At 45.4% G+C, this 19,186-nt stretch carries 22 protein-coding genes and 2 pseudogenes; 4 read left to right on the top strand and 20 right to left on the bottom strand.

Features of this window, described 5'->3' with window-relative positions:
- Positions 1-317: 317 nt before the first annotated feature.
- From A3848_RS22665 to A3848_RS22645, 5 genes are all read right to left on the bottom strand, one after another.
- Positions 318-824, bottom strand: coding sequence for a hypothetical protein (locus A3848_RS22665; protein WP_074087149.1), 507 nt, complete (start codon positions 822-824; stop codon positions 318-320).
- Positions 825-1,057: 233 nt separating this feature from the next.
- Positions 1,058-1,276 (bottom strand): hypothetical protein, encoded by a 219-nt coding sequence (locus A3848_RS22660; protein ID WP_074087147.1) that lies wholly within the window; start codon positions 1,274-1,276, stop codon positions 1,058-1,060.
- Positions 1,277-1,540: 264 nt separating this feature from the next.
- Complete coding sequence (locus tag A3848_RS33125) at positions 1,541-2,341, bottom strand: hypothetical protein (protein WP_256702535.1); 801 nt, start codon at positions 2,339-2,341, stop codon at positions 1,541-1,543.
- A gap of 4 nt (positions 2,342-2,345) precedes the next feature.
- The gene (locus A3848_RS33120; RefSeq protein ID WP_256702534.1) at positions 2,346-2,546 is read right to left on the bottom strand and encodes a hypothetical protein; all 201 of its coding nucleotides are present in this window, start codon (positions 2,544-2,546) and stop codon (positions 2,346-2,348) included.
- A 284-nt stretch (positions 2,547-2,830) separates the two neighbouring features.
- On the bottom strand, positions 2,831-3,325 hold the full coding sequence (locus A3848_RS22645; protein WP_074087144.1) for a hypothetical protein: 495 nt from the start codon (positions 3,323-3,325) through the stop codon (positions 2,831-2,833).
- A 189-nt stretch (positions 3,326-3,514) separates the two neighbouring features.
- Between A3848_RS22645 and A3848_RS22640 the strand changes: the two genes are divergently transcribed.
- Both A3848_RS22640 and A3848_RS33575 read left to right on the top strand, forming a co-directional pair.
- Positions 3,515-3,646, top strand: a complete 132-nt coding sequence (locus A3848_RS22640; RefSeq protein WP_178382060.1) for a transposase — start codon at positions 3,515-3,517, stop codon at positions 3,644-3,646.
- 16 nt (positions 3,647-3,662) lie between these two features.
- Positions 3,663-4,007: pseudogene (locus A3848_RS33575) on the top strand (tyrosine-type recombinase/integrase); the annotation flags it as partial.
- 116 nt (positions 4,008-4,123) lie between these two features.
- Here A3848_RS33575 and glnA read toward each other — a convergent pair.
- The 13 genes from glnA to A3848_RS22575 all read right to left on the bottom strand — a co-directional run bounded on the left by glnA (position 4,124) and on the right by A3848_RS22575 (position 16,062).
- Positions 4,124-5,452, bottom strand: a complete 1,329-nt coding sequence (gene glnA, locus A3848_RS22630) for a type I glutamate--ammonia ligase (RefSeq protein WP_074087142.1) — start codon at positions 5,450-5,452, stop codon at positions 4,124-4,126.
- Between the two features lie 30 nt (positions 5,453-5,482).
- Positions 5,483-5,893, bottom strand: a complete 411-nt coding sequence (locus A3848_RS22625; protein ID WP_019910684.1) for a MerR family transcriptional regulator — start codon at positions 5,891-5,893, stop codon at positions 5,483-5,485.
- A 295-nt stretch (positions 5,894-6,188) separates the two neighbouring features.
- Positions 6,189-6,356 (bottom strand): hypothetical protein, encoded by a 168-nt coding sequence (locus tag A3848_RS31445; RefSeq protein WP_244169726.1) that lies wholly within the window; start codon positions 6,354-6,356, stop codon positions 6,189-6,191.
- 180 nt (positions 6,357-6,536) lie between these two features.
- Entirely contained in the window at positions 6,537-7,790 is a 1,254-nt protein-coding gene (locus tag A3848_RS22620) for a methionine gamma-lyase family protein (protein ID WP_074087141.1), read from the bottom strand.
- 120 nt (positions 7,791-7,910) lie between these two features.
- A complete protein-coding gene (gene hflX / locus A3848_RS22615) occupies positions 7,911-9,200 on the bottom strand; it encodes a GTPase HflX (protein ID WP_074087140.1) in 1,290 nt (429 codons plus the stop codon).
- Between the two features lie 62 nt (positions 9,201-9,262).
- Positions 9,263-10,234: an AAA family ATPase gene (locus A3848_RS22610; RefSeq protein WP_074087139.1), complete on the bottom strand. Its 972-nt coding sequence runs from the start codon at positions 10,232-10,234 to the stop codon at positions 9,263-9,265.
- A gap of 145 nt (positions 10,235-10,379) precedes the next feature.
- Positions 10,380-11,039 (bottom strand): YdcF family protein, encoded by a 660-nt coding sequence (locus A3848_RS22605; protein WP_074087137.1) that lies wholly within the window; start codon positions 11,037-11,039, stop codon positions 10,380-10,382.
- Between the two features lie 2 nt (positions 11,040-11,041).
- Positions 11,042-11,596 carry a ribonuclease FAU-1 family protein gene (locus A3848_RS22600; protein ID WP_074087136.1) on the bottom strand — a complete coding sequence of 185 codons (555 nt, stop codon included), beginning with the start codon at positions 11,594-11,596 and terminating at the stop codon, positions 11,042-11,044.
- A 195-nt stretch (positions 11,597-11,791) separates the two neighbouring features.
- A complete protein-coding gene (locus A3848_RS22595; protein ID WP_074087134.1) occupies positions 11,792-14,416 on the bottom strand; it encodes a transglycosylase domain-containing protein in 2,625 nt (874 codons plus the stop codon).
- Between the two features lie 139 nt (positions 14,417-14,555).
- Positions 14,556-14,795, bottom strand: coding sequence for an RNA chaperone Hfq (gene hfq, locus A3848_RS22590; RefSeq protein ID WP_025703341.1), 240 nt, complete (start codon positions 14,793-14,795; stop codon positions 14,556-14,558).
- 534 nt (positions 14,796-15,329) lie between these two features.
- Positions 15,330-15,560 (bottom strand): hypothetical protein, encoded by a 231-nt coding sequence (locus A3848_RS22585; RefSeq protein WP_074087133.1) that lies wholly within the window; start codon positions 15,558-15,560, stop codon positions 15,330-15,332.
- 12 nt (positions 15,561-15,572) lie between these two features.
- Entirely contained in the window at positions 15,573-15,872 is a 300-nt protein-coding gene (locus A3848_RS22580) for a hypothetical protein (RefSeq protein ID WP_074087132.1), read from the bottom strand.
- On the bottom strand, positions 15,865-16,062 hold the full coding sequence (locus A3848_RS22575; protein WP_074087130.1) for a hypothetical protein: 198 nt from the start codon (positions 16,060-16,062) through the stop codon (positions 15,865-15,867). Before A3848_RS22575 ends, A3848_RS22580 begins: the two co-directional genes overlap by 8 nt.
- 210 nt (positions 16,063-16,272) lie before the next feature.
- Here A3848_RS22575 and A3848_RS32460 point away from each other — a divergent pair, with 210 nt between their 5' ends.
- Together A3848_RS32460 and A3848_RS22565 are read left to right on the top strand one after the other, a co-directional pair.
- Positions 16,273-17,043 carry a hypothetical protein gene (locus A3848_RS32460; protein WP_178382059.1) on the top strand — a complete coding sequence of 257 codons (771 nt, stop codon included), beginning with the start codon at positions 16,273-16,275 and terminating at the stop codon, positions 17,041-17,043.
- 68 nt (positions 17,044-17,111) lie between these two features.
- A pseudogene (locus A3848_RS22565) lies at positions 17,112-17,689 on the top strand (ATP-dependent DNA ligase).
- Between the two features lie 324 nt (positions 17,690-18,013).
- Here A3848_RS22565 and A3848_RS22560 read toward each other — a convergent pair.
- The gene (locus A3848_RS22560) at positions 18,014-18,403 is read right to left on the bottom strand and encodes a hypothetical protein (protein WP_074087129.1); all 390 of its coding nucleotides are present in this window, start codon (positions 18,401-18,403) and stop codon (positions 18,014-18,016) included.
- A gap of 506 nt (positions 18,404-18,909) precedes the next feature.
- The coding region (locus A3848_RS33110) for a transposase (protein ID WP_256702214.1) at positions 18,910-19,186 on the bottom strand (277 nt) is incomplete at its 5' end.

Genomic DNA, 19,186 nt, shown 5'->3' with positions numbered 1-19,186 from the left:
TGGTTGCTCGACACTTCCATTTTACCAAAGGGCGATTTCTTTTTGTGATTTTTGAAAGAATTGTAGGAACGTTCCCCCGCTTAAACAGCGGAGAGGACGGACTGATTGCGGAAAAGCGGTAGCGGTCGCCTTGCTCTCCGGATTTTTACCGCTACGGGAAATAAATAAAATCTGGAGAGCACAGCGATTGTAGCAACGGTCCGTTCGCGGAGCGTCCGCACCAAGTGCGCAAGTCCATCCAACTCAAAAACAGCGGGGCTGTCTCAAGTAGCCATTTCATGGCTTTTGAGACAGCCCCTGGTGATTTTGCTTTTAGATTAATCGTAAACCGCAAAATTTATACGATATGCAGGAGCAGTCGTAAAATTTGGTGCATCAACAACTAGATATACAGTTGCCCCTGGAGGGACCATAACATTTGAAAACAATTGTCCCTCGGCAGTACCTGCTTGAGCAGTATAAAGCGGCCCGAGTTCGCTCTGATTATTATAACTAACAATCAAGCCCGCTCTAGTAGGTCCGTTTCCACTCATTCCACCAATGCGAGACACCACTCTTTTATAACTAGATGATGTATTGGTCCATTTAAACCAGTCCTGATCCGTTGCGCTTTGTATAAAAAGATCGTAAATAGCACCCCCACCTTCATTGAGGACGATAGATATTGCCGTTGCGCGAGTATCTCCAACACCTATAATATAAGGTGTCACTGTACCAGTAAGAGCAACTTCTGTAGAATTAACATCTTCGGCAAATGCGGAAGCCGATGGAATCAATACTACAGCTGAGATAAGAAGAACAGAAAGAAACTTTTTAATTTTCACAATTCTTCCGCCTTTCAAGGCTATTGTTAATCGGCCGATTACACTTAAATAATACATCAATCCCTTTTGTTTATATATAGTCCATAAGTTGTCATATTTTATCTTTTATCCTACTATTTTTGTCTAATAATGTTATTTTTTAATTATAATTATCACTTCCTGTCATATATATTTTTCGATGCAAATTTGTGTAGGGACAAAGCCTCGATTTCAAAAATAAAAGTATAAACGCCTTAAATTGGTGATGTTGAATCTTCAATCTTTTCTACTGATGCCGGATCTTCCTTAGGCTGGAATGATGCTAGCATTTCGCCAACTGTATGATCAACCTGCTGCAGGATTTCTTGTTGTCTACCTGGGAAAAAGCTCAGAACCGATAAAATGGATTCAATAAGCTCATCTGCCGGTCTGGTGAGATCGTTTGACAATTCCACCTTCTTTACAACTACCAATGGTTTTCCTCCTTTCAGGCAAGAGTAAAAGCCCCTCCAGTGTATTGGAGAGGCTTTCTTATGAATTAAATATAAAGACCTTTTTTTAATGGTGAATCCCTTCCATTCGGGGAAGGTTCTCCTGCTTATATCGTATCAAGGTTTATATACTGTAGTACTACGGTTTATTGCTATTTCGTTTCGGCTGTATTTTTTCAAGACTATCCCTCACTTTGCAAAATTTTCTATATTCCTATTATCGTCACAGATTGATAAAAGTTTCAATCATTTTGCTTCGGAATATTCTCTTGAGACAACAATGCCCCCCCTACTCCAAAGCTTGAGGTTTCGAGTGGTTTGATCAAAGGTCAAATTAATAGCTAATCCATTGATTGCCGCCCAAAGTGCATCGAGTTCTCCTTGCAACGTATATGAACTGGCTTCATTACGAATCACTGACCAAGATGGAAACCTTATAAACCCTGAATGAGCGTATAGACTTACATTATCTCCTGATAATGAAGCATTTCCGTTAGCGATTATCGAAAGACCAACACCTGGAGAATTATCTATTGTTGACTCATTACCGTTTGCGAGAAACAGTATTTTCGATACGCCATTGTTATACGCTGGAATCTGAATCCCGCTATTGGCTGATGAATATACCCCGAAGGCTATCGAATATGGGTCAAGCTCAACACGTGGGTATAAGCCTGGCTCATCTGTCATAAACCGTGCGCCTGTAATAGTTCCTCCGTATATTTTTCCACAAGCATATATATCTCCCTCAAACGTCCCCCCTCTTGCATTAATGGTTCCTTGAAATGTTCCATCTGCTGCATATACACTACCTCCTGTGTTGACAACAAATTTTCCATTCCCCACATTAATAGACGATCCAACGATAGCTCCTCCCGAAAAGTTAGAGTTAGCGTTTGAGGCGTAATTGGCAGTCAATTTATTCGCAACGAGATTCCCGGCCATATCCACTCTGAACGGCGCTTCATTGAAATTGGCATGTCCTGCAGCTATTCCATTTGTATTAATTTGAGTAACGGCATTGCCGGAACCTATTAGCATAGACACAAAACTACCAAACACCTATTACTGTTTCTGCGAGGACTCCGCGTGCTGTAACGGCTGAACGGATTGTATTCCAGCCATCTGTTGATATGCCCAATCCTTTTGAGGTAAGTCTGACTTGTTCCAGTGGATTGGTTTTTTCTTGCGCTAATATCCCGCCGTCCTTTGGATAGATCAATTCTGTTTTTGAATTATTAATATCGATCACTGCTTTATGCGCAAATTCTTCGAACGTCGCAGCCCAGAATCTTCAGATATCATTGGGACCAGGAAAGACATTTCATAATCAGAATTCATTCTGCGTTTTCGCGTCTCTTCGTAAGCACTGACTAGCTTTCCGACTGGAACCAAGTTCTTGTCTAACACTTCCAATTTGTCTTTCATTAACATCATCCTTTGCTAAGGAAAATTTTCCTGCCCATTAAGATGAAAAAACCACACCTGACTTGGCATGGTTGAAATAAATATTTTATGATTCTTTAATATATCGCTTTACACATCATACGGTTTCAATTTCGATATTATTAATCTAAGACCAAAAGGGATCAGGAAAGATATTATAAGAGAAATTTTATATACAAGTCCACCAAGAGCAGCTAATTTATAAATTATTATTAATGATATCAAAAAGAATAGAAAGAAATTAAGTACTACTTCAATAGGAATACCTATAATTAACCATACGATTTTCAGCAGAAAATTGTCAGGGAAATTCGAATAGTAGTCATGCCCAGATTCGTTCAACCACGCCCAAATCATTTTTCCGCCGATCGAAATTCCGTTTTGTATGCCTTCTAATATAGAAGCTTCATGATCTACAGATGTAAAGAGATTAGGGTAGTCTTTCACAAAATCTACATCGAAAACTTTTACTTGCATCGAGTGATTACTTGGAATGAAAAAGTTAGTTAATCCACCATATACAATCAATCCAAAAAATATTAAAGATAAAATTCCGCCCAAAACTTTCTTCGCACTATCGCTCATCTTCTTCTTCTCCCCCAGATTTATATTGTTTTATAATACGATGAATGGGAGATGATTCCTATATTAATTTTTAACACAAATAGAGAAAAACTAAAGAAAGAGCCGCAGAAGTAATCCGGCAACTTTCTCGTAATTATTATTGCAGGCCCGTCGCCTTTATATACGATCATCTTTACTTCGAGCATAGAGGTGGTAGCCCGGAAGCATGGCCTCTCTCCCAAGACCCTTGGAAACTGGGTTCGCCAATATCAGGATGAGGTGGATGACCTTATGGTAAAAAAACAAACCGAAACTAAGCAGATCCAGCAAGATGCGGCTTAATTTTTCAGGGCCTCTAAAATATCAGAATCAAAATAAATTGGCCTGGAAGGGCTCCTACAAGCATAATTTAAATTTAGCCCTTTGTCGGGACGACGGGAACTTCATGCCAAAGTCTTCTCTTTTCAATTCCTTTTCGCGTATTTTGAAACGCGCAGGTCTTCCGTCTATGCCAATCCACTCCCTACGGCATACACACGCCGTACTGCTCCTGGAAGCCGGTAATGATATGAAGTATGTACAATAACGTTTGGGACACGGCAGCATGAGAATTACGGCAGATGTGTATTCTCACGTTTCCAAGAAGATTGAAGAAAGCAGTATGGAGAAGTATGAAGCCCACATGAGATCTATCCTCGAATAGCGCCCGCTAATTATTTGTGGGCATTTTGTGGGCACTATCAATTCAAGAGTCCTTCATTACCCCCACGCGCACACAAAAAAACCCTCAACGCCAACGGCGCCAAGGGCTGCTTCATCCTAGTAAAGAGTCATGTACTGATCTCTTTCCCATTCGTGTACTTGTGTGCGGTAGATATCCCATTCGATCTCTTTCAGTTCATAGAAGTGAGCCAGTGCATGTTCACCAAGGGCTTCAGTGATAACATGGCTGCGGATCATTTCGCTTAACGCTTCCTTCAGATCGGACGGCAGACTAGGAATTCCTTCTTCAATCCGCTCTTCCTCAGACATCACATAGATGTTACGGTCGATGGGAGCAGGAAGATCGAGCTGGCGCTTAATACCGTCTAGACCTGCCTTCAACATTACAGCAAGTGCCAGGTAAGGGTTAGCTGCAGGGTCCGGGTTACGAACTTCAATACGTGTGCTGAGTCCTCTAGAAGCCGGGATACGGATCATTGGACTGCGGTTGCTTGCAGACCAAGCTACGTAGCAAGGGGCTTCATAGCCGGGCACAAGACGTTTGTAAGAATTCACTGTCGGGTTCGTGATGGCTGCAAAAGCACGGGCATGCTTCAGGATACCTGCCATGTAATAACGAGCAGTTTTGCTAAGCCCAAGAGTGTCGCTCTCGTCGTAGAACATATTTTCACTGCCCTTGAACAGGGATTGGTGCGCATGCATCCCGGATCCATTCATACCAAAAAGCGGCTTGGGCATAAAAGTAGCATGCAGGCCATGTTGACGGGCAACCGTCTTCACAACGAGCTTAAAGGTTTGAATTTGGTCGGCAGCCTTGATGGCATCAGCATATTTGAAGTCAATCTCATGCTGGCCGTAAGCTACTTCATGATGAGAAGCTTCAATTTCAAAGCCCATTTCTTCCAGTGTCAATACGATTTCGCGGCGGCAGTTCTCCCCAAGATCGGTCGGCGCCAAATCAAAATATCCACCCTGGTCATTCAATTCGGTTGTCGGATTGCCCTTCTCGTCTGTTCTGAACAGGAAGAACTCCGGCTCTGGTCCTACATTCATGGCTGTAAAGCCCATTTCTTCAGCTTCCTGCAGGCAGCGTTTGAGAATTCCACGCGGGTCTCCTGCAAATGGCGTACCGTCAGGCATGTACACATCACAAATCAAACGTGCAACCCGGTTTTCTGCAAACCAAGGGAAGATCACCCATGTACTGAGGTCAGGAAAGAGGTACATGTCAGATTCTTCGATTCTTACATAACCTTCGATGGAAGAACCATCGAACATCATTTTGTTGTCCAGCGCCTTTTCCAGCTGGCTAACGGGAATTTCTACATTTTTAATCGTACCGAGCAGGTCGGTAAATTGCAGACGAATAAAACGGACATTTTCTTCCTTTGCAATACGCAGGATATCATCTTTTGAAAAGCTCACTTTACCCTCTCCCTTTCAAGTCTCTTTGTATTATTTATTAAAAAACCGGGATAGCTCGCCTTGAATAAGAGATACTTGTCCCGGTCTTTTACCGGAAACCAGTTCCTGCTTCAATAAACGGTGCAGCTGTGAATCAGACAGTTCTCTACGTCTAACCTCTGTGTCAGGGGTAATGACCGTAGCTTCTTCCGATTCCTTCGATACAGGGTTCATCACCTGCTTGATACCGGCGATATTTACCCCCTTCTCGATCAATGCTTTGATCTCTAACAGGCGTTCTACATCATTGAATGAGAACAAACGCTGATTGCCGGATGTGCGCGCGGGCACGATCAGACTGTGCTGCTCATAATAACGAATTTGTCTTGCAGATAAATCAGTCAACTTCATTACGATTCCTATAGGAAATAATGCCATATTTCTGCGGATTTCATCACCCATGACTCATCCAACCTTCCAATGATCTTTTTCTCATCTCATTGTACATTTCCTTATTTGGCGTGTCAATGGTGTGTAAGATATTCTCACAAGATTTTATGTAGCCTTAAGATTTCAAGTGAAGTGAATGTAAGCTAAAAACATAACATGACCTCCGAAGTATATCACAGAGAACAATCCACAAGCAAAAGCTGGAACTCTCCGTGACCCCAAAAAAGCCCACCAGCCGAAGCTGATGAGCAATGCTATAGAACTGCTAAGGTCAACACGCTACGAAGTAAGATTCATTAAGGATAGCCTATAACGAATCGTCTTTATGTACCGACTCATAGCGTTCCCGGATTTCACGGTTCTTTGCATAATTGTACAAGTCCAGAGCCGTAATTCCTCTAAGGGCCAGCTTCACAAACAAAACAAATGCATAAATCCCCAGTCCAATACAAACCAGCCAAAACAAAAATAGCATTACGTTCAATCCTCCTGCAAAGAAGAAACCAGGTTGTTGGGTTACCATTGTTCACCTCTTCTTTCTTATGTATAAAATGAAACCCCCACCAGGATTGAAGTAGGGATTCGCATGTCTGCCCGAACACTGATTCAAGCATATTAGATTTGGGGGATTATGTAAATGTGAATTGTGTAATTTTTACAGTAATTTACGTTCTCTCATACTCTGCAGTGCCATCAAAACTCCGAACTTTACATGAGAATACGTTAATCCGCCTTGCATATATCCGATATACGGAGCCCGTATGGGGGCATCTGCTGATAACTCCAAGCTACCACCCTGAATGAAGGTACCTGCCGCCATGATCACAGGATGCTCATAACCGGGCATATCCCACGGTTCGGGAACCACATGACTGTCTACAGCCGCAGCACGCTGGATGCCCTGGACAAAGGCAATCAAATGCTCTGGTCCATCAAAAGCCACCGCCTGGATTAGATCCGTACGCGGCTCATGCCATGCCGGCTTAGTTGTAAAGCCGCAACGCTGAAACACGGCAGCTGCAAAGATACTGCCTTTGACAGCTTGCCCAACGGTATGCGGGGCCATAAACAGTCCCTGGTAGAGCCCGCGTGTCGTTCCCAGCATGGCACCTACTTCCCCGCCAATCCCCGGCGCAGTTAGCCGGTATGCTGCCAATTCCACAAGATCTTGACGGCCGCAGATGTACCCGCCGGTTTCCGCGATTCCACCACCGGGATTTTTAATGAGCGAACCCGCTACGAGATCAGCCCCAACCTGAGGCGGCTCAAGCTTTTCCGTGAATTCGCCATAGCAGTTATCCACAAATACAATGACGTCAGGTTTGATTGATTTGACCCGTTCCACCATTTCGCCGATTTCAGCAACTGTGAATGAAGAACGCCAGTCATAACCGCGTGAACGCTGAATACCGATAACTTTGGTCTTTTCGTTGACAGCCAGTTTTACCTCTTCCCAATCGATCTTCCCTTCAGCCGTTAACGCCGTTTCACGGTATCCAATTCCGAAATCGGCCAGCGAGCCTGTCCCGTCTCCCGGTTTGCCGACTACCTTGTGCAACGTATCATAAGGACGTCCCGTAATATACAGCAGTTCATCTCCGGGCCGCAGTACACCAAAGAGTGCGGTTGAGATTGTATGTGTACCGGAGGCGAAATGCGGGCGTACCAGCGCCGCTTCGGCCCCGAACACGTCAGCATAGACCAAATCCAGCACTTCTCTCCCGCGATCGTTATAGGCATATCCGGTAGAGCCGGCAAAATGGAAATCACTCACCTGCTGCCGCTGAAAGGCTTCGATCACCTTCCACTGATTATGATCCACAATCCGGTCAAGTACCTTCACTGCACTTTCAATTTCGAGCTCTGCGGCCTCTGCCGCCTGTATGATATCCTCTGCAAAAACTGTCATACCTTTTGTTCTCTCCTTATTTCAATCTATTACTTTGTTCATAAACAATTTTGACCAGCAAGAAGAAACGGCTGGATATCGCCGTTTCCGAAGTCATGCCTTGAATTCACCTAATTCCGGCTACTCCTGCTCTACGTATTCCGCAAGCTTGTAACTCCATTTTCCGTAATCCTCTTTATTGAGACGCACGTTGTACAGCACATCATTTTCTTCAAAGCTCTGCTCAAGCACCTCTCCTACACGGTAGAGCAGCGATGAGAGATCTCCTCGGTCTCCGGGGATACGGAAGGTTAGTGTATCGCCGGCAAGCTCATCGACTATAACTTCTGTGATCCGGGTCAGATCTTCCGGGTTGAAGGCGCTTATCTTCAGATAGCCAGGACCCGAAGGCAGCATCTGCAGTTGTTCAGGCTGGCAAATGTCACTTTTGTTGAAGAGTACAATTTGCGGTTTCCCGGCAGCCCCAAGGTCCTGGAGAATAGATTGCACTACATCCATCTGCTCCTGCCTCATGGGAGAAGAAGCATCCACCACATGCAGTACCAGATTGGCTTCATTGACCTCCTCTAGAGTTGCACGGAAGGAGGCTACCAAATCATGCGGCAAGTTCTGAATGAATCCTACAGTGTCAGTCAAGACGACTTCTTTGCCTGCAGGCAGCTGAAGAACACGTGAAGTAGGGTCGAGGGTAGCAAACAGCTGATTTTCAATATAGACATCCGCATCGGTAAGCTGCTTTAAGAGTGTAGATTTCCCGGCATTGGTATAACCGACCAGCGCAACCTGGACAGCGCCACTCTTGCGGCGCCGTTCCCGGTGAAGTTCACGCGTCTTGACTACTTCGTCCAGCTGGCGTTTCAGTTCAGTGATCCGGTCACGGATATGCCGGCGGTCTGTTTCAAGCTTGCTTTCGCCCGGACCTCTGGTTCCGATTCCCCCGCCAAGCCTGGACAGATTCTTACCATGGCCGGATAAACGGGGCAGCAAATAAGAGAGCTGTGCCAGTTCTACTTGAATGATGCCTTCACGTGTTTTGGCCCGGCCAGCGAAAATATCCAGGATCAACTGGGTTCGATCAATGATTTTTAGATCCAGAGCTTCCTCGAGATTGCGTACTTGTGCTCCGGAAAGCTCTTGGTCAAAGATAGCCGTATTCGCCCCGAGACCATCAGCGGCCATCCGCAGTTCTTCTACCTTCCCCTTGCCGATAAACCACTTGGAATCGGGAGTCTCCTTGTTCTGGCGCAGCACGTCGAGCACCAGCACTCCGGCAGTCTCTGCCAACTGAACCAGCTCCTGCAGAGACAGCTCGGGGTCGATACCTGTGCGCTTGATTTTGTCAGTAACCAGACTTACCAGAATAGCCCGGTCCTGTACTTCTGTTTCTGTATCGTGGGTGGTGATTGCCATGAATGTCATGCTCCTTGTCCTTGTACACATAAGTTGTGTATCATCCGTGGTGTATATTGTCCCTACAATTTGAAGTCTTCGATGCGGAGTGTCATCAGTTCCTGCTTTCCCGGACTGTTGCTCTCATATTGATTCAGGAGCCGAACCGCTTGGGCACGTACCGCCTTTTCAATAGAGTTGCGGACATACCGCGCATTGCTGAAGGCATGGAGACTCTCCGTCTTCTCCAGCAGCAGATGCTGCTTTAGTTTGAGTATGGCCTGAGGCATCAGAATATAATCGCGCTCTTTGGACATCAGTTCAGCAATCTGCAGCAATTGGTCTATAGTGTAGTCCGGAAATTCCACCTGAATAGGAAATCTGGAGGGCAGACCGGGATTACTCATTAGGAAATAATCGATCTCGCTGGAATAACCGGCTAGAATCAGCACAAATTGACTGCGGTGATCCTCCATGGATTTAACCAGAGTGTCAATCGCTTCTTTGCCAAAATCCTTATCTCCGCCACGGGCTAGACTGTAAGCTTCATCAATAAAAAGTATGCCTCCGAGCGCCTTTTTCACCAGGTCTCTTGTCTTCTGGGCTGTGTGTCCGATATATTCGCCTACAAGATCCGCTCTCTCTACTTCAATCAGATGGCCTTTGCTCAGAACGCCCATCCGCTGAAACAGCTTGGCGACAATCCTGGCTACTGTAGTCTTTCCGGTTCCAGGATTACCTTTGAAGACCATATGATAGGCCTGACTCCCGCTGGCAAGTCCCGCATCACTGCGCATCCGCGCAATCTGAAGCAGTGCATATATCTCGAACACCAGTTCCTTGATATTATCCAGGCCTACGAGTGCGTCCAGCTCCCGGCTGAGCTCCTGAAACAATTCGCTGTGTCCATTATTTTTGGGGACCGCAGCCTGAGCGATACTGTCTGCAGCAGCGTGGGCCACTGCTGGCGTCTCCTGATTCCGCAGCACAATATTAATTTGACGTGACGGTCTGCCTTCCTCCCGTCCATTTGCCGCCGCTACGCGTCCGTTCACCTAGTTCACCTCATTATCCAGGGCTGACTTTTTCTATATCCTTTATCAAGTCTATTCCGGTTCACGAGGTCTTATTAGCAGTTTCAGGAACTTAAGGACAAATTAACTGATCAGATAACGGCAGTCTGGCATGGGGATTGCTTTTTCACAGAAAAAGTTGCTGCATCTTCCATTTCGTATAAGCCAGAATCTCACGGGTTTTGTATTTGAACATCGACATGACCTTGGAATCGGTCAATCCCAGTTCAGGACGGGAATAATTCAGCTCTTTGGCAATTTCAAATGCGCGCTGGCCATGAAATGTATGCGTAATAATAATAGCTGTCTTTAATCCTTCTGATTGCATAACCCTTTGACTGAACTGGAGATTCTCATAAGTGCTGGTAGACTTGTTTTCCAAAAGGATAGCCTTCTCAGGCACACCCTTCCCTACCAGGTAGTTCTTCATTCCTTCGGCCTCAGTATATTTATAGTCAGCCTTATCCAGACCACCGGACACGATAAAACGGGTGAACTTGCCTTCCCGGTAGAGTCCAAGCCCATAGTCAAGCCGTTCCTTTAGTCCTGGACTGGGTTCATCTCCCCACATGGCCATTCCTAGAATAATGCCAGCATCTGCTTTCTGCATCGGATTCGTCGTGACGCCACTGTTGATTCTGCCTAGGACCGACGCACACCATAGAAGTCCAGCAACAGCACAAATGACCAGAAGAATGAACAGATTTCGTTTCAGCCGAAAACGTTGTCCTTTGCGGGATACCTTGCGTATCGGGGAAGAGCCTCTTTGATAGACATACCAATCCATTGTTATTTCCTCCTGAATTCTCCGTGATGGAACAATTCGGCACGATGCTTCAAGGAGAGGGAAAAATAGGGAAAGGCATGAGCATCTATGCTGCGAAGAATATTGTTTGCTGTAGCCCAGGCTAAATTATAGTCGCTGTCTGTAATGTCCTCCCGTTCCAGCGCCTCCTCCAGCTCGTCTTCATCGAGCAGAAACACCTCTCCGTTCCACAGCACCACTACATCCAGATAAAGATCATCGAACCACGGCACCCCCTGGTCGGTGACTCCTTGTACTTTGCAGGTATCAATATACCACTGTACGATGTTTTGCCGTTCGTCGAACATAGCCGTCACAATATAATGGCTGTCTTTTGGAAAATACTGCAGCCATGAGTACCCTTTGTCTGCTATACGGTATGTATGCTTGCCGTAGCTCTTCCATAGCGGTTCCTTCAACCCATAAATCGTATATAGTGTGATGTATCCGCTGAATTCCCGGCTCTCTACATAGCGGCAGGCAAAATGGCGGCGCGTAATCCGGCGCCAGTTGGCCCGGTCTCCGAATTTACGTTTCATATGAATGACCCTCTCAAGAAATGGTGTATTCAGCTTAACACATTTGCAAGATACACTCAAAACATCCCTTGAAATTCCGGTAGCCGTTATTGATCAAAAACAAGACAAAAACCCCGTCAGCCGGAATCTCTGCTTCATAGGCGAGATTCTCAGCTGCCGGGGCAGTTGAATCATACATTATAGAATTAGCAAAATCTACTGCGGAACACTACCCTCATTCGCCAGTCCTGCAGCCGGGTCGGTGGTAGGAACCGCACCACCCTCTGTACCGGCATTGCCGCCTGCTCCAGTGGTTACAGCGGGATCTGTAGGAGCTGTAGTAACCGGTGGCGGAGTAGACGTGGCTTGGGGAGAATCGGATGGTGTACCTCCGCCATTGCCATTTCCGTTACCGGGATTTTCACCGTTTCCTGCACCATTCCCATTACCGTTCCCGTTGTTTCCATTAGGATTGCCATTGTCTTGGCCATTGCCGTTATTACCGCCATTGCCCGTCTCATCTGTTGGAAGGTTCGGATCTATCGTCGCTTCCGGCTCCTGTGTCGGCGGCTCATCCTGAACCTCAACAGTGACGGTAGCAGAAGGCTCGCTCTCCACATCCAGTTCCGGATAATAAGCCGTGACGTAATATTCGTAGGTCAATCCAGGCATCGCACTGATATCTCCGACACTGGACGAGACCGTATTCAGCAGCGGGCTGAACTCTGCTTCCGACGTCTCACGGCGGTAAATCCGGTATTCCACACCTTTTACCGGTGCAGGCTCCCAGCTAAGGTTGACCGTCATCGTAGAAGCGTCATAAGCTGCCTTCAGACCGCCTACAGGCTGCGCCGTTTCCGGTGTTGCCGTTGGTTCAGGATCACTCACGCCTTCAGGTTTCGGGAACGACTTATTAGGTACGCCCTTCAGTGCTTCCTCCATCACTTTGCCCCAGAATGCAGCAGCTAGCGGACTGCTGTTCTTCAACAGATGGGTTTTGCTTGGTTTGTCATAGCCCATCCAAACTGCAGCGGTCCATTCCGGAGTATATCCGACAAACCATACATCTCTGTTCGAGCTGATACCCTCGTATCCGCTTTGTGTTGTACCGGTTTTACCAGCTACAGGACGGTCGATTCTGGCTTTTTTCCCCGTCCCGTCTTCTACAACCTTCTGCATCATTTCAGTCATCTGGTAGGCCGTATCCTCACTCATCACCCGTTCAGGCTTGGTATTGGCCTTATAGACGGTGTCTCCATCGCTATTCGTAATCGATTTAATCGAATATGCCTCACGCAGATCACCGCCATTGGCAAAGGCACTGTAGGCCTGAGCCATTTCCATGGTGTTCGTGCCCTCGCTCATCCCGCCTAGAGCCAAGGAAAGGTTTTTGTCCTCATCCTTTAGGTTAATCCCGAGCTTTTTGGCAAATTGGAATCCTGTATTCACACCGATTTCGTTCAACAGCCATACCGCCGGGATATTCTCCGACTTCGTCAGGGCTTCTGTCATGCTAATCGTCTTTGAATAACCGTGCAGGTTATTCGGACAATAGGTGCCAAAGCACTGCTTCTCGTTGCTGAGCATGGAATCATTCGTGAACTTCCCGGATTCCAGCGCAGGTGCGTAGGATACCAGCGGCTTGAAGGATGAACCCGGTGAGCGGCGGCTGCCGTCCACCCGGCTATAGCCTTTTTTCTCATAATTCCGTCCGCCAAGAAGCGCCACAATGCTGCCATTCTCCTGGTTGATGATTGTCATCGAGCCCTGTACCAGTTGATCGTCGACGCTCTTTTCAAAATTATCGCTGTCGGCAAAAGCATTTTCTACCGTCTCCTGGGCATGTTTGTCCATGGTCGTGTAGATTTTGTAACCGCCGATATTCAAATCATCTTCAGTCAATCCGAATTTTTCTTCCGCTTCATCAACAGCATAATCAATAAAGGCCTGGTACCGTTGTTTGCTTTCCGGCGGTTTATAGTTGTAATCCACCACTTTCGCCTCGTCCATCTGCTCCTTCGTGATATAGCCCTGCTCATACATCAGCTGAAGTACCACACCACGACGTTCTTTCGAGAGTTCTGGATTGCGCAGCGGGTTGTAGCGGGAAGGCCCCTTCGGCATAGCGGCAAGGGTAGCGATCTGCCAAACCTTAAGGTCGTTCAGATTATTAACACCAAAATAACGGATGGATGCTGCTTTGATCCCGTAAATCGTGCCGCCAAAGTTGATGCGGTTGAGATATTTGGTAATAATCTCTTCTTTGGTGAATTTGTTCTCCAGCGCTACGGCGATCGAAACCTCGGTTGCCTTACGGAAAAAGGTTTTGTCTCGGGTTAGGAATATGTTCTTCGCCAGCTGCTGAGTGATGGTGCTTCCGCCTTCGACCATGCTGCGCGCCGCAATATCCTTCACTGCCGCACGGCCGATCGACCATAAATCAACACCGCTGTGTTCAAAGAAACGTCTGTCCTCAGTCGCAACAAAAGCGTTGACCAGCAGCTTCGGAATCGCATCATACTCAACGGGTTCGCTTTTTTCCAGCGCAAGCTCACCGATTAGGTTCGCATTACGGTCATATATCTTCGTAGTCTCGTTGACCGACAGCTTATCCTGGTTCGCATCCAGCAGCTTCTGCCCGTTCAACATAATGAACAGGTAACCGCCCAACGCACAAAAAATCGCCAACGCCGTGGCAAAAAACAACGTCCATAGCACACGCTTCTTGGTTAAAAACTTCTTCTTTTTCTTAGGTTTACCTTTAGAATTTGAATTTGAGTTCGATGACTGGCTTCCTCTGTCTCTATTGCGATTCGTCCTGGATATCTCGTCTCTGGACATGCTGCCTCCTGACTCCCTCTCGGAACTTTCCTGTAATGAAGTGCACGAATGAAAAGAACAACCTTCACAGGTTGCTCTCTCGCACTCTCTATTCAAACGATTTATAAACAAAAAGGTTTCGCTTTAAGACTGTAAAATCTTATTCTTCGCTTCCATTGTCCTGCATAAGTGATACGCTGCGCTGTGGTGTAAAGGTGGAAATCGCATGCTTGTACACCATCTGCTGGCGGCCGTCACTGTCGATGACAATTGTGAAGTTGTCGAAGGCTTTGATGATTCCCCGAATTTGAAAGCCGTTGGTCAAATATACTGTAGCAGGGATATTCTCTTTACGCAGTTGGTTCAAGAACGTATCTTGGATGTTAATGGACTTGTTCATATGACGTACCCCCAATGGTTCAATTAGATTGTTCAGAAGTATATTCAAGACCTTAGAGAAACTTTCCTGCTATTATAGCACGGATTTAGCCATTACATCAATGAAGTAAAATCGTGGCTAATCTCCACCTTATTATGTCCTAACGTTGATGTTTTTGGCCTTTTCTATAACAACCTCTTTAAGCTATTTTAAGCACAAATGTGATTTTTACGTGATTTTCCACGGCTCCTTCTCTATCTGATTATAGGTGGAATCTAAATCTCTTCTATATAGTTCTCTCAACTATATGTTAAATCTAAGGCACCCTTCCCGTCAATCTCATTGCTTCCAGCAGGGAACACTGGAGAAGGCCTCGCAATAAATTTGGTGGTTAGTATCTGAGATTTCATCGGATAAATAAAAGATGAATAGGCCTAGTTCAATACAATAAATAACAAGGGATTACTCATTTGAGTTGATCTTTTAGCATACCTCCAAGATCGGCAGTATACTGAGTTAGCCTTAAGCTAATTTCGGTACGCATCTCATCATGTGTCATGCCAAACCGTTCCTGATTTCCACGGCAAAATATTTCTCGATCTCCTTCAGGCTCTTTCCAACCATTGTATCTATGTAAGGAAGCAATATGAGGTCCCGTACCATCGTCCGCTCGTCAATCGTTATCAATTTATCCCCGGTATTACGCTGCTGTTCCTCATACTGCTCAACATGCTCCGTCATAATCATTTTTGTTTTCCACCGCTCGTTGCCCTCTAATTTGGACACGGTGACCCCTCCTTAATGATAAAGCCAGTAATCAATGTTATTCCCCTCTCTGCCGTTCTGTACGCCCCGCTCCTGTGAGGTATCGTATGGCACGTTACGTTCCCAACCTTCAAGGATGGATGCTGTCTCTATAGGCTTAGACACTTCCCATGTTATGTAATTTTCGGCGGACAGGACTTTAAACGCCTTGATAATCTCCGCTGGCCGCCGCCCGCTCAATCGTCCCAGCTCCTTAATGTTGGGCATCCGTCTGAAATGATAACGGAACTGAGATATGATCCGAAGCAACTTGCGTGGGGTATCGTCAAGCATGCTGCTTCTTTGCTACCAGCCTCCATGAAAGTATGCTGACAGTTAAGAATACACGCGGCGCGCCGGTGATTAGACAAGTGACCCGGATACGCCCGTCACGGATGCCGTTCACTTCGATTTTCCGCTGCGTAATCTTCCCAGCTTTGTCCAGGTATATAATTTCGATGGTTTGGCCGATGCTCATTTTCATGTGATCGCCTCCAATAAAATAAGAACGTTTGTTTGTATTATAACCAAACATACGTTCTTTATACAATGAGTAAGATATTCTTTGATTGGGATAAAAAAGAATTTCATCGTGTTCAATCACAATATTGCAGATATAGTCATATTTGTTTAGACAATCCTTGTTAAGTTTTGTAAAGTCAATTTCTATAATACATAATGAGGAGTGTAGCAAATGAGAAGGTTAAAACTATTGCTAGTGCTAGTGTTAATGTTTGTGGCTTTGCCTGTACAGGGGGCTTTTGCAGCATCTATCACGAAAGTTATTGATTTTGGTACAGTGCATAATATTAGAGCAATTAACATCGCGGGAACTGGAAAAATAACCAGTATTGAATTTCATGGATCTTCAGGCGAAATTTTGGAAAGCTTAACAAATTTTAATTATCCTTTAGGTGTGATTATTAACTTTCCGAGAGTTACTAGGCCAGTACGTTATATGGTAATTGTTGTATCAGAAGGGTCTAATCCTACCGGTGCTACAGGTTATGCTTTACAAGGTGGGGAAGGTGATAGTTATGTAACGACAAACGTAAGTGATTCCGCTCCAGATTTAGGGGTGCCAACGGCCACTCCGACACCGACACCAACAGCTACTCCGGTGCCGACAGTAACTCCATCACCAACTCCATCACCAACGGCAACACCTGTTCCAACACCGTCAACAACTCCTAAGCCCTCAGCAACTCCAGAGCAACCTTCAGGAGATCGGGCTATTCTTACCGTAACGTTGATTAACGGAACGGAGAAGGAATATGATCTTCCTATGTCTGAGGTTGAAGCATTCGTAAATTGGTATGATGCCCGTGATGCAGGTAGAGGCCCAGGTATGTATGCAATTGATAAACACAGCAATAATAAAGGCCCCTTTAAAAAGCGTAAAGATTATGTTGTCTTTGATAAAATCCTTACCTATGAAGTAAGTGAGTACACCGTAGCCGAATAATCCTTCCCAGCACTTACCTCCTCTATCCCTTATAGCCAAACGCTATAATTGGATAGAGGAGGTTTTTTATGTTTATATCCTCTATGCTGCTGCAAACGGCCCCTGGTCCGTTTAGCCACAGCGATTTTATATATGAGCCAAAGATAGACGGTCACCGATTGATCTACTCTCAGCAGGACGGGAAAGTTAGACTGTACACCCGCCACAATAACGACTGCACCAGGCAGTACCCGAGCTTCAGCTCCCATTTACTGATGACATTATCTTGGACGGTGAGGTCGCATGCGTCAATCCGACAACCGGAGTATCAGATTTTGAAACGGGTATGAGTCAATTCCAGGCGCGGCGGGCGGATAAGATCCAGCAGCTCAAAGTTACCCTACCAGCCTATTACGTCATCTTTGATATCTTGCAATTTAAAGACCATGACCTACGTGGGCTTCGGCTCCTGCGGCGCAAAGAGATACTAGAAGGACTATCCCTCCCCTCCGGTAATTATGGCGTGGTGCCACATGTGGACAGTGCAGGCGAGGCATTGTTTAAGCAAATCGAGGATCGTGGGATGGAGCGTGTTGTGGGTAAGCGAAAGAACAGCATATATGAGACGGACCGCCGATCTGCAGTCTGGAAGAAGGTCATTAACTAGACCTATGTAGAGGTTTATATCACGGGATTTCGTAAGCAGGAATTTGGGTGGCTTGCTGCTGTGCCTGATCCGTCTGGCAAGCTACGCCCTGCGGGAACTATCGAGCTTGGGGCATCGCCTCTGCATAAGCAGGCTTTTCGAGGAGTGGCCCAGCAACTTATGAAGGGTGAAAACAACGAGTTTGTACATCTTGAACCCCAGCTAAGGGTAAAGGTGAGAATGAGGAACTGGGGCCAAATCTGGCATGCTCTGGAGTCCGGTGTTTACGAAGTTCATTGTATGAAAAGAACCCCCGTTGGGTATTTTGCCTAACGGGGGTTCTGGTTACTTATAATAAGAAGTCGGCAAGATAACTACATCCGCCCCTTTCTTATTTGTATTACTCTCAAGTGAGAAAACCACAACTCCGATTTCAGAAACGCCCGCAACATTTATCTCACTTGAGGTGAGTTTTGTGCCAGGTTCTAATATGATAGTTTTCAGCTCCTCTTTAGTCGCATTATTAACAAATTGTATTTCCGCTTTATTCCCCAATGTAAAAATATCCACTACTAGAGTTTGATACTTCTTATATGGATAAAATGTTGCCACCGCTAATCCATAAACTTTAGGAGCGACGATAGCTTCTTTATAATTAACCCCATTAAAATTTACATAAGCTGGGTTTTGTGAGTAACCCATATCTTTATTAAAGAGGGCTTTCTCTTTAATCAACGGTACTGACTTTTGCTTTTCGCCTATTTGTAATGTATTTGTCGATTTATCTACTGTTATGTTTATTTTTGTCGCTTCGGTAACTACGCTTACCGGTATGTATTGTTGGCCGTTAATAACTACTGGTTTTGCTGAGTTTGCACTTGGAGCCCAGTCGAAGCCATTAAGTTTATACTTTAGATTAGAAATCGTTCCTTTGACTTCGTTCGCAGCAGCAAATTCAACCGTACTTCATAGTATAAGCGTCAAGATAGAGATTGCAGCAACTTTTTTCAAATTCATAAAATCCCCCTAATAACTATTTTCCCCTTTCTATTAATTTATCGGATAAATATCCGAAACAGTTAATAAGTATGATATTCCATAGAAAATGCCGGGATTATTATAAGTGAAAGGAGTTAATATATGCCGAAAGAACTGAAAATAGTAATAGAAGAGCGACAAGTTGTGAGTATACATACAAAAGAATTAGTTCACGTGATATCTAGGTCGTGTCTGAAAACTTTTCATTGAGTCAATTTGAAAATGGCTGCTACGTATACAAACGCCAAGAATGACTTGGCCAATTTGTCGTAACGAGTAGCCACACGGCGAAAATGTTTGATTTTATTGAAAAAGCACTCCACTAAGTGTCGCTCTTTGTACCGATACCAATCGACTTTCCATGGGTTTTGACTATTCGCTTTAGGCGGGATAGTGTAGGATGCCTGCTTAGCTGTAATCCAATTCCGAATCCCTTCTGAGCCATAGGCTTTGTCGCCAAGAATATGACTTCCTGTAATA

It is taken from the genome of Paenibacillus sp. P32E (assembly GCF_001909085.1).
In the GTDB taxonomy this organism is placed as follows: domain Bacteria; phylum Bacillota; class Bacilli; order Paenibacillales; family Paenibacillaceae; genus Paenibacillus_AQ; species Paenibacillus_AQ helianthi.
The sequence above is the reverse complement of the archived record's forward strand: the minus strand, read 5'-3'. Positions and strand labels throughout refer to the sequence as shown.

What these genes read in the sequence shown, in the direction of transcription:
- A3848_RS22645 (WP_074087144.1), bottom strand. Translation starts at nt 3,325, where the DNA reads ATGAGCGATAGTGCGAAGAAAGTTTTGGGCGGAATTTTATCTTTAATA.
- A3848_RS22625 (WP_019910684.1), bottom strand. Translation starts at nt 5,893, where the DNA reads ATGGGTGATGAAATCCGCAGAAATATGGCATTATTTCCTATAGGAATC.
- A3848_RS31445 (WP_244169726.1), bottom strand. Translation starts at nt 6,356, where the DNA reads ATGCTATTTTTGTTTTGGCTGGTTTGTATTGGACTGGGGATTTATGCA.
- A3848_RS22620 (WP_074087141.1), bottom strand. Translation starts at nt 7,790, where the DNA reads ATGACAGTTTTTGCAGAGGATATCATACAGGCGGCAGAGGCCGCAGAG.
- hflX (WP_074087140.1), bottom strand. Translation starts at nt 9,200, where the DNA reads ATGGCAATCACCACCCACGATACAGAAACAGAAGTACAGGACCGGGCT.
- A3848_RS22605 (WP_074087137.1), bottom strand. Translation starts at nt 11,039, where the DNA reads ATGGATTGGTATGTCTATCAAAGAGGCTCTTCCCCGATACGCAAGGTA.
- A3848_RS22600 (WP_074087136.1), bottom strand. Translation starts at nt 11,596, where the DNA reads ATGAAACGTAAATTCGGAGACCGGGCCAACTGGCGCCGGATTACGCGC.
- A3848_RS22595 (WP_074087134.1), bottom strand. Translation starts at nt 14,416, where the DNA reads ATGTCCAGAGACGAGATATCCAGGACGAATCGCAATAGAGACAGAGGA.
- hfq (WP_025703341.1), bottom strand. Translation starts at nt 14,795, where the DNA reads ATGAACAAGTCCATTAACATCCAAGATACGTTCTTGAACCAACTGCGT.
- A3848_RS22580 (WP_074087132.1), bottom strand. Translation starts at nt 15,872, where the DNA reads ATGCTTGACGATACCCCACGCAAGTTGCTTCGGATCATATCTCAGTTC.
- A3848_RS22575 (WP_074087130.1), bottom strand. Translation starts at nt 16,062, where the DNA reads ATGAAAATGAGCATCGGCCAAACCATCGAAATTATATACCTGGACAAA.
- A3848_RS32460 (WP_178382059.1), top strand. Translation starts at nt 16,273, where the DNA reads ATGAGAAGGTTAAAACTATTGCTAGTGCTAGTGTTAATGTTTGTGGCT.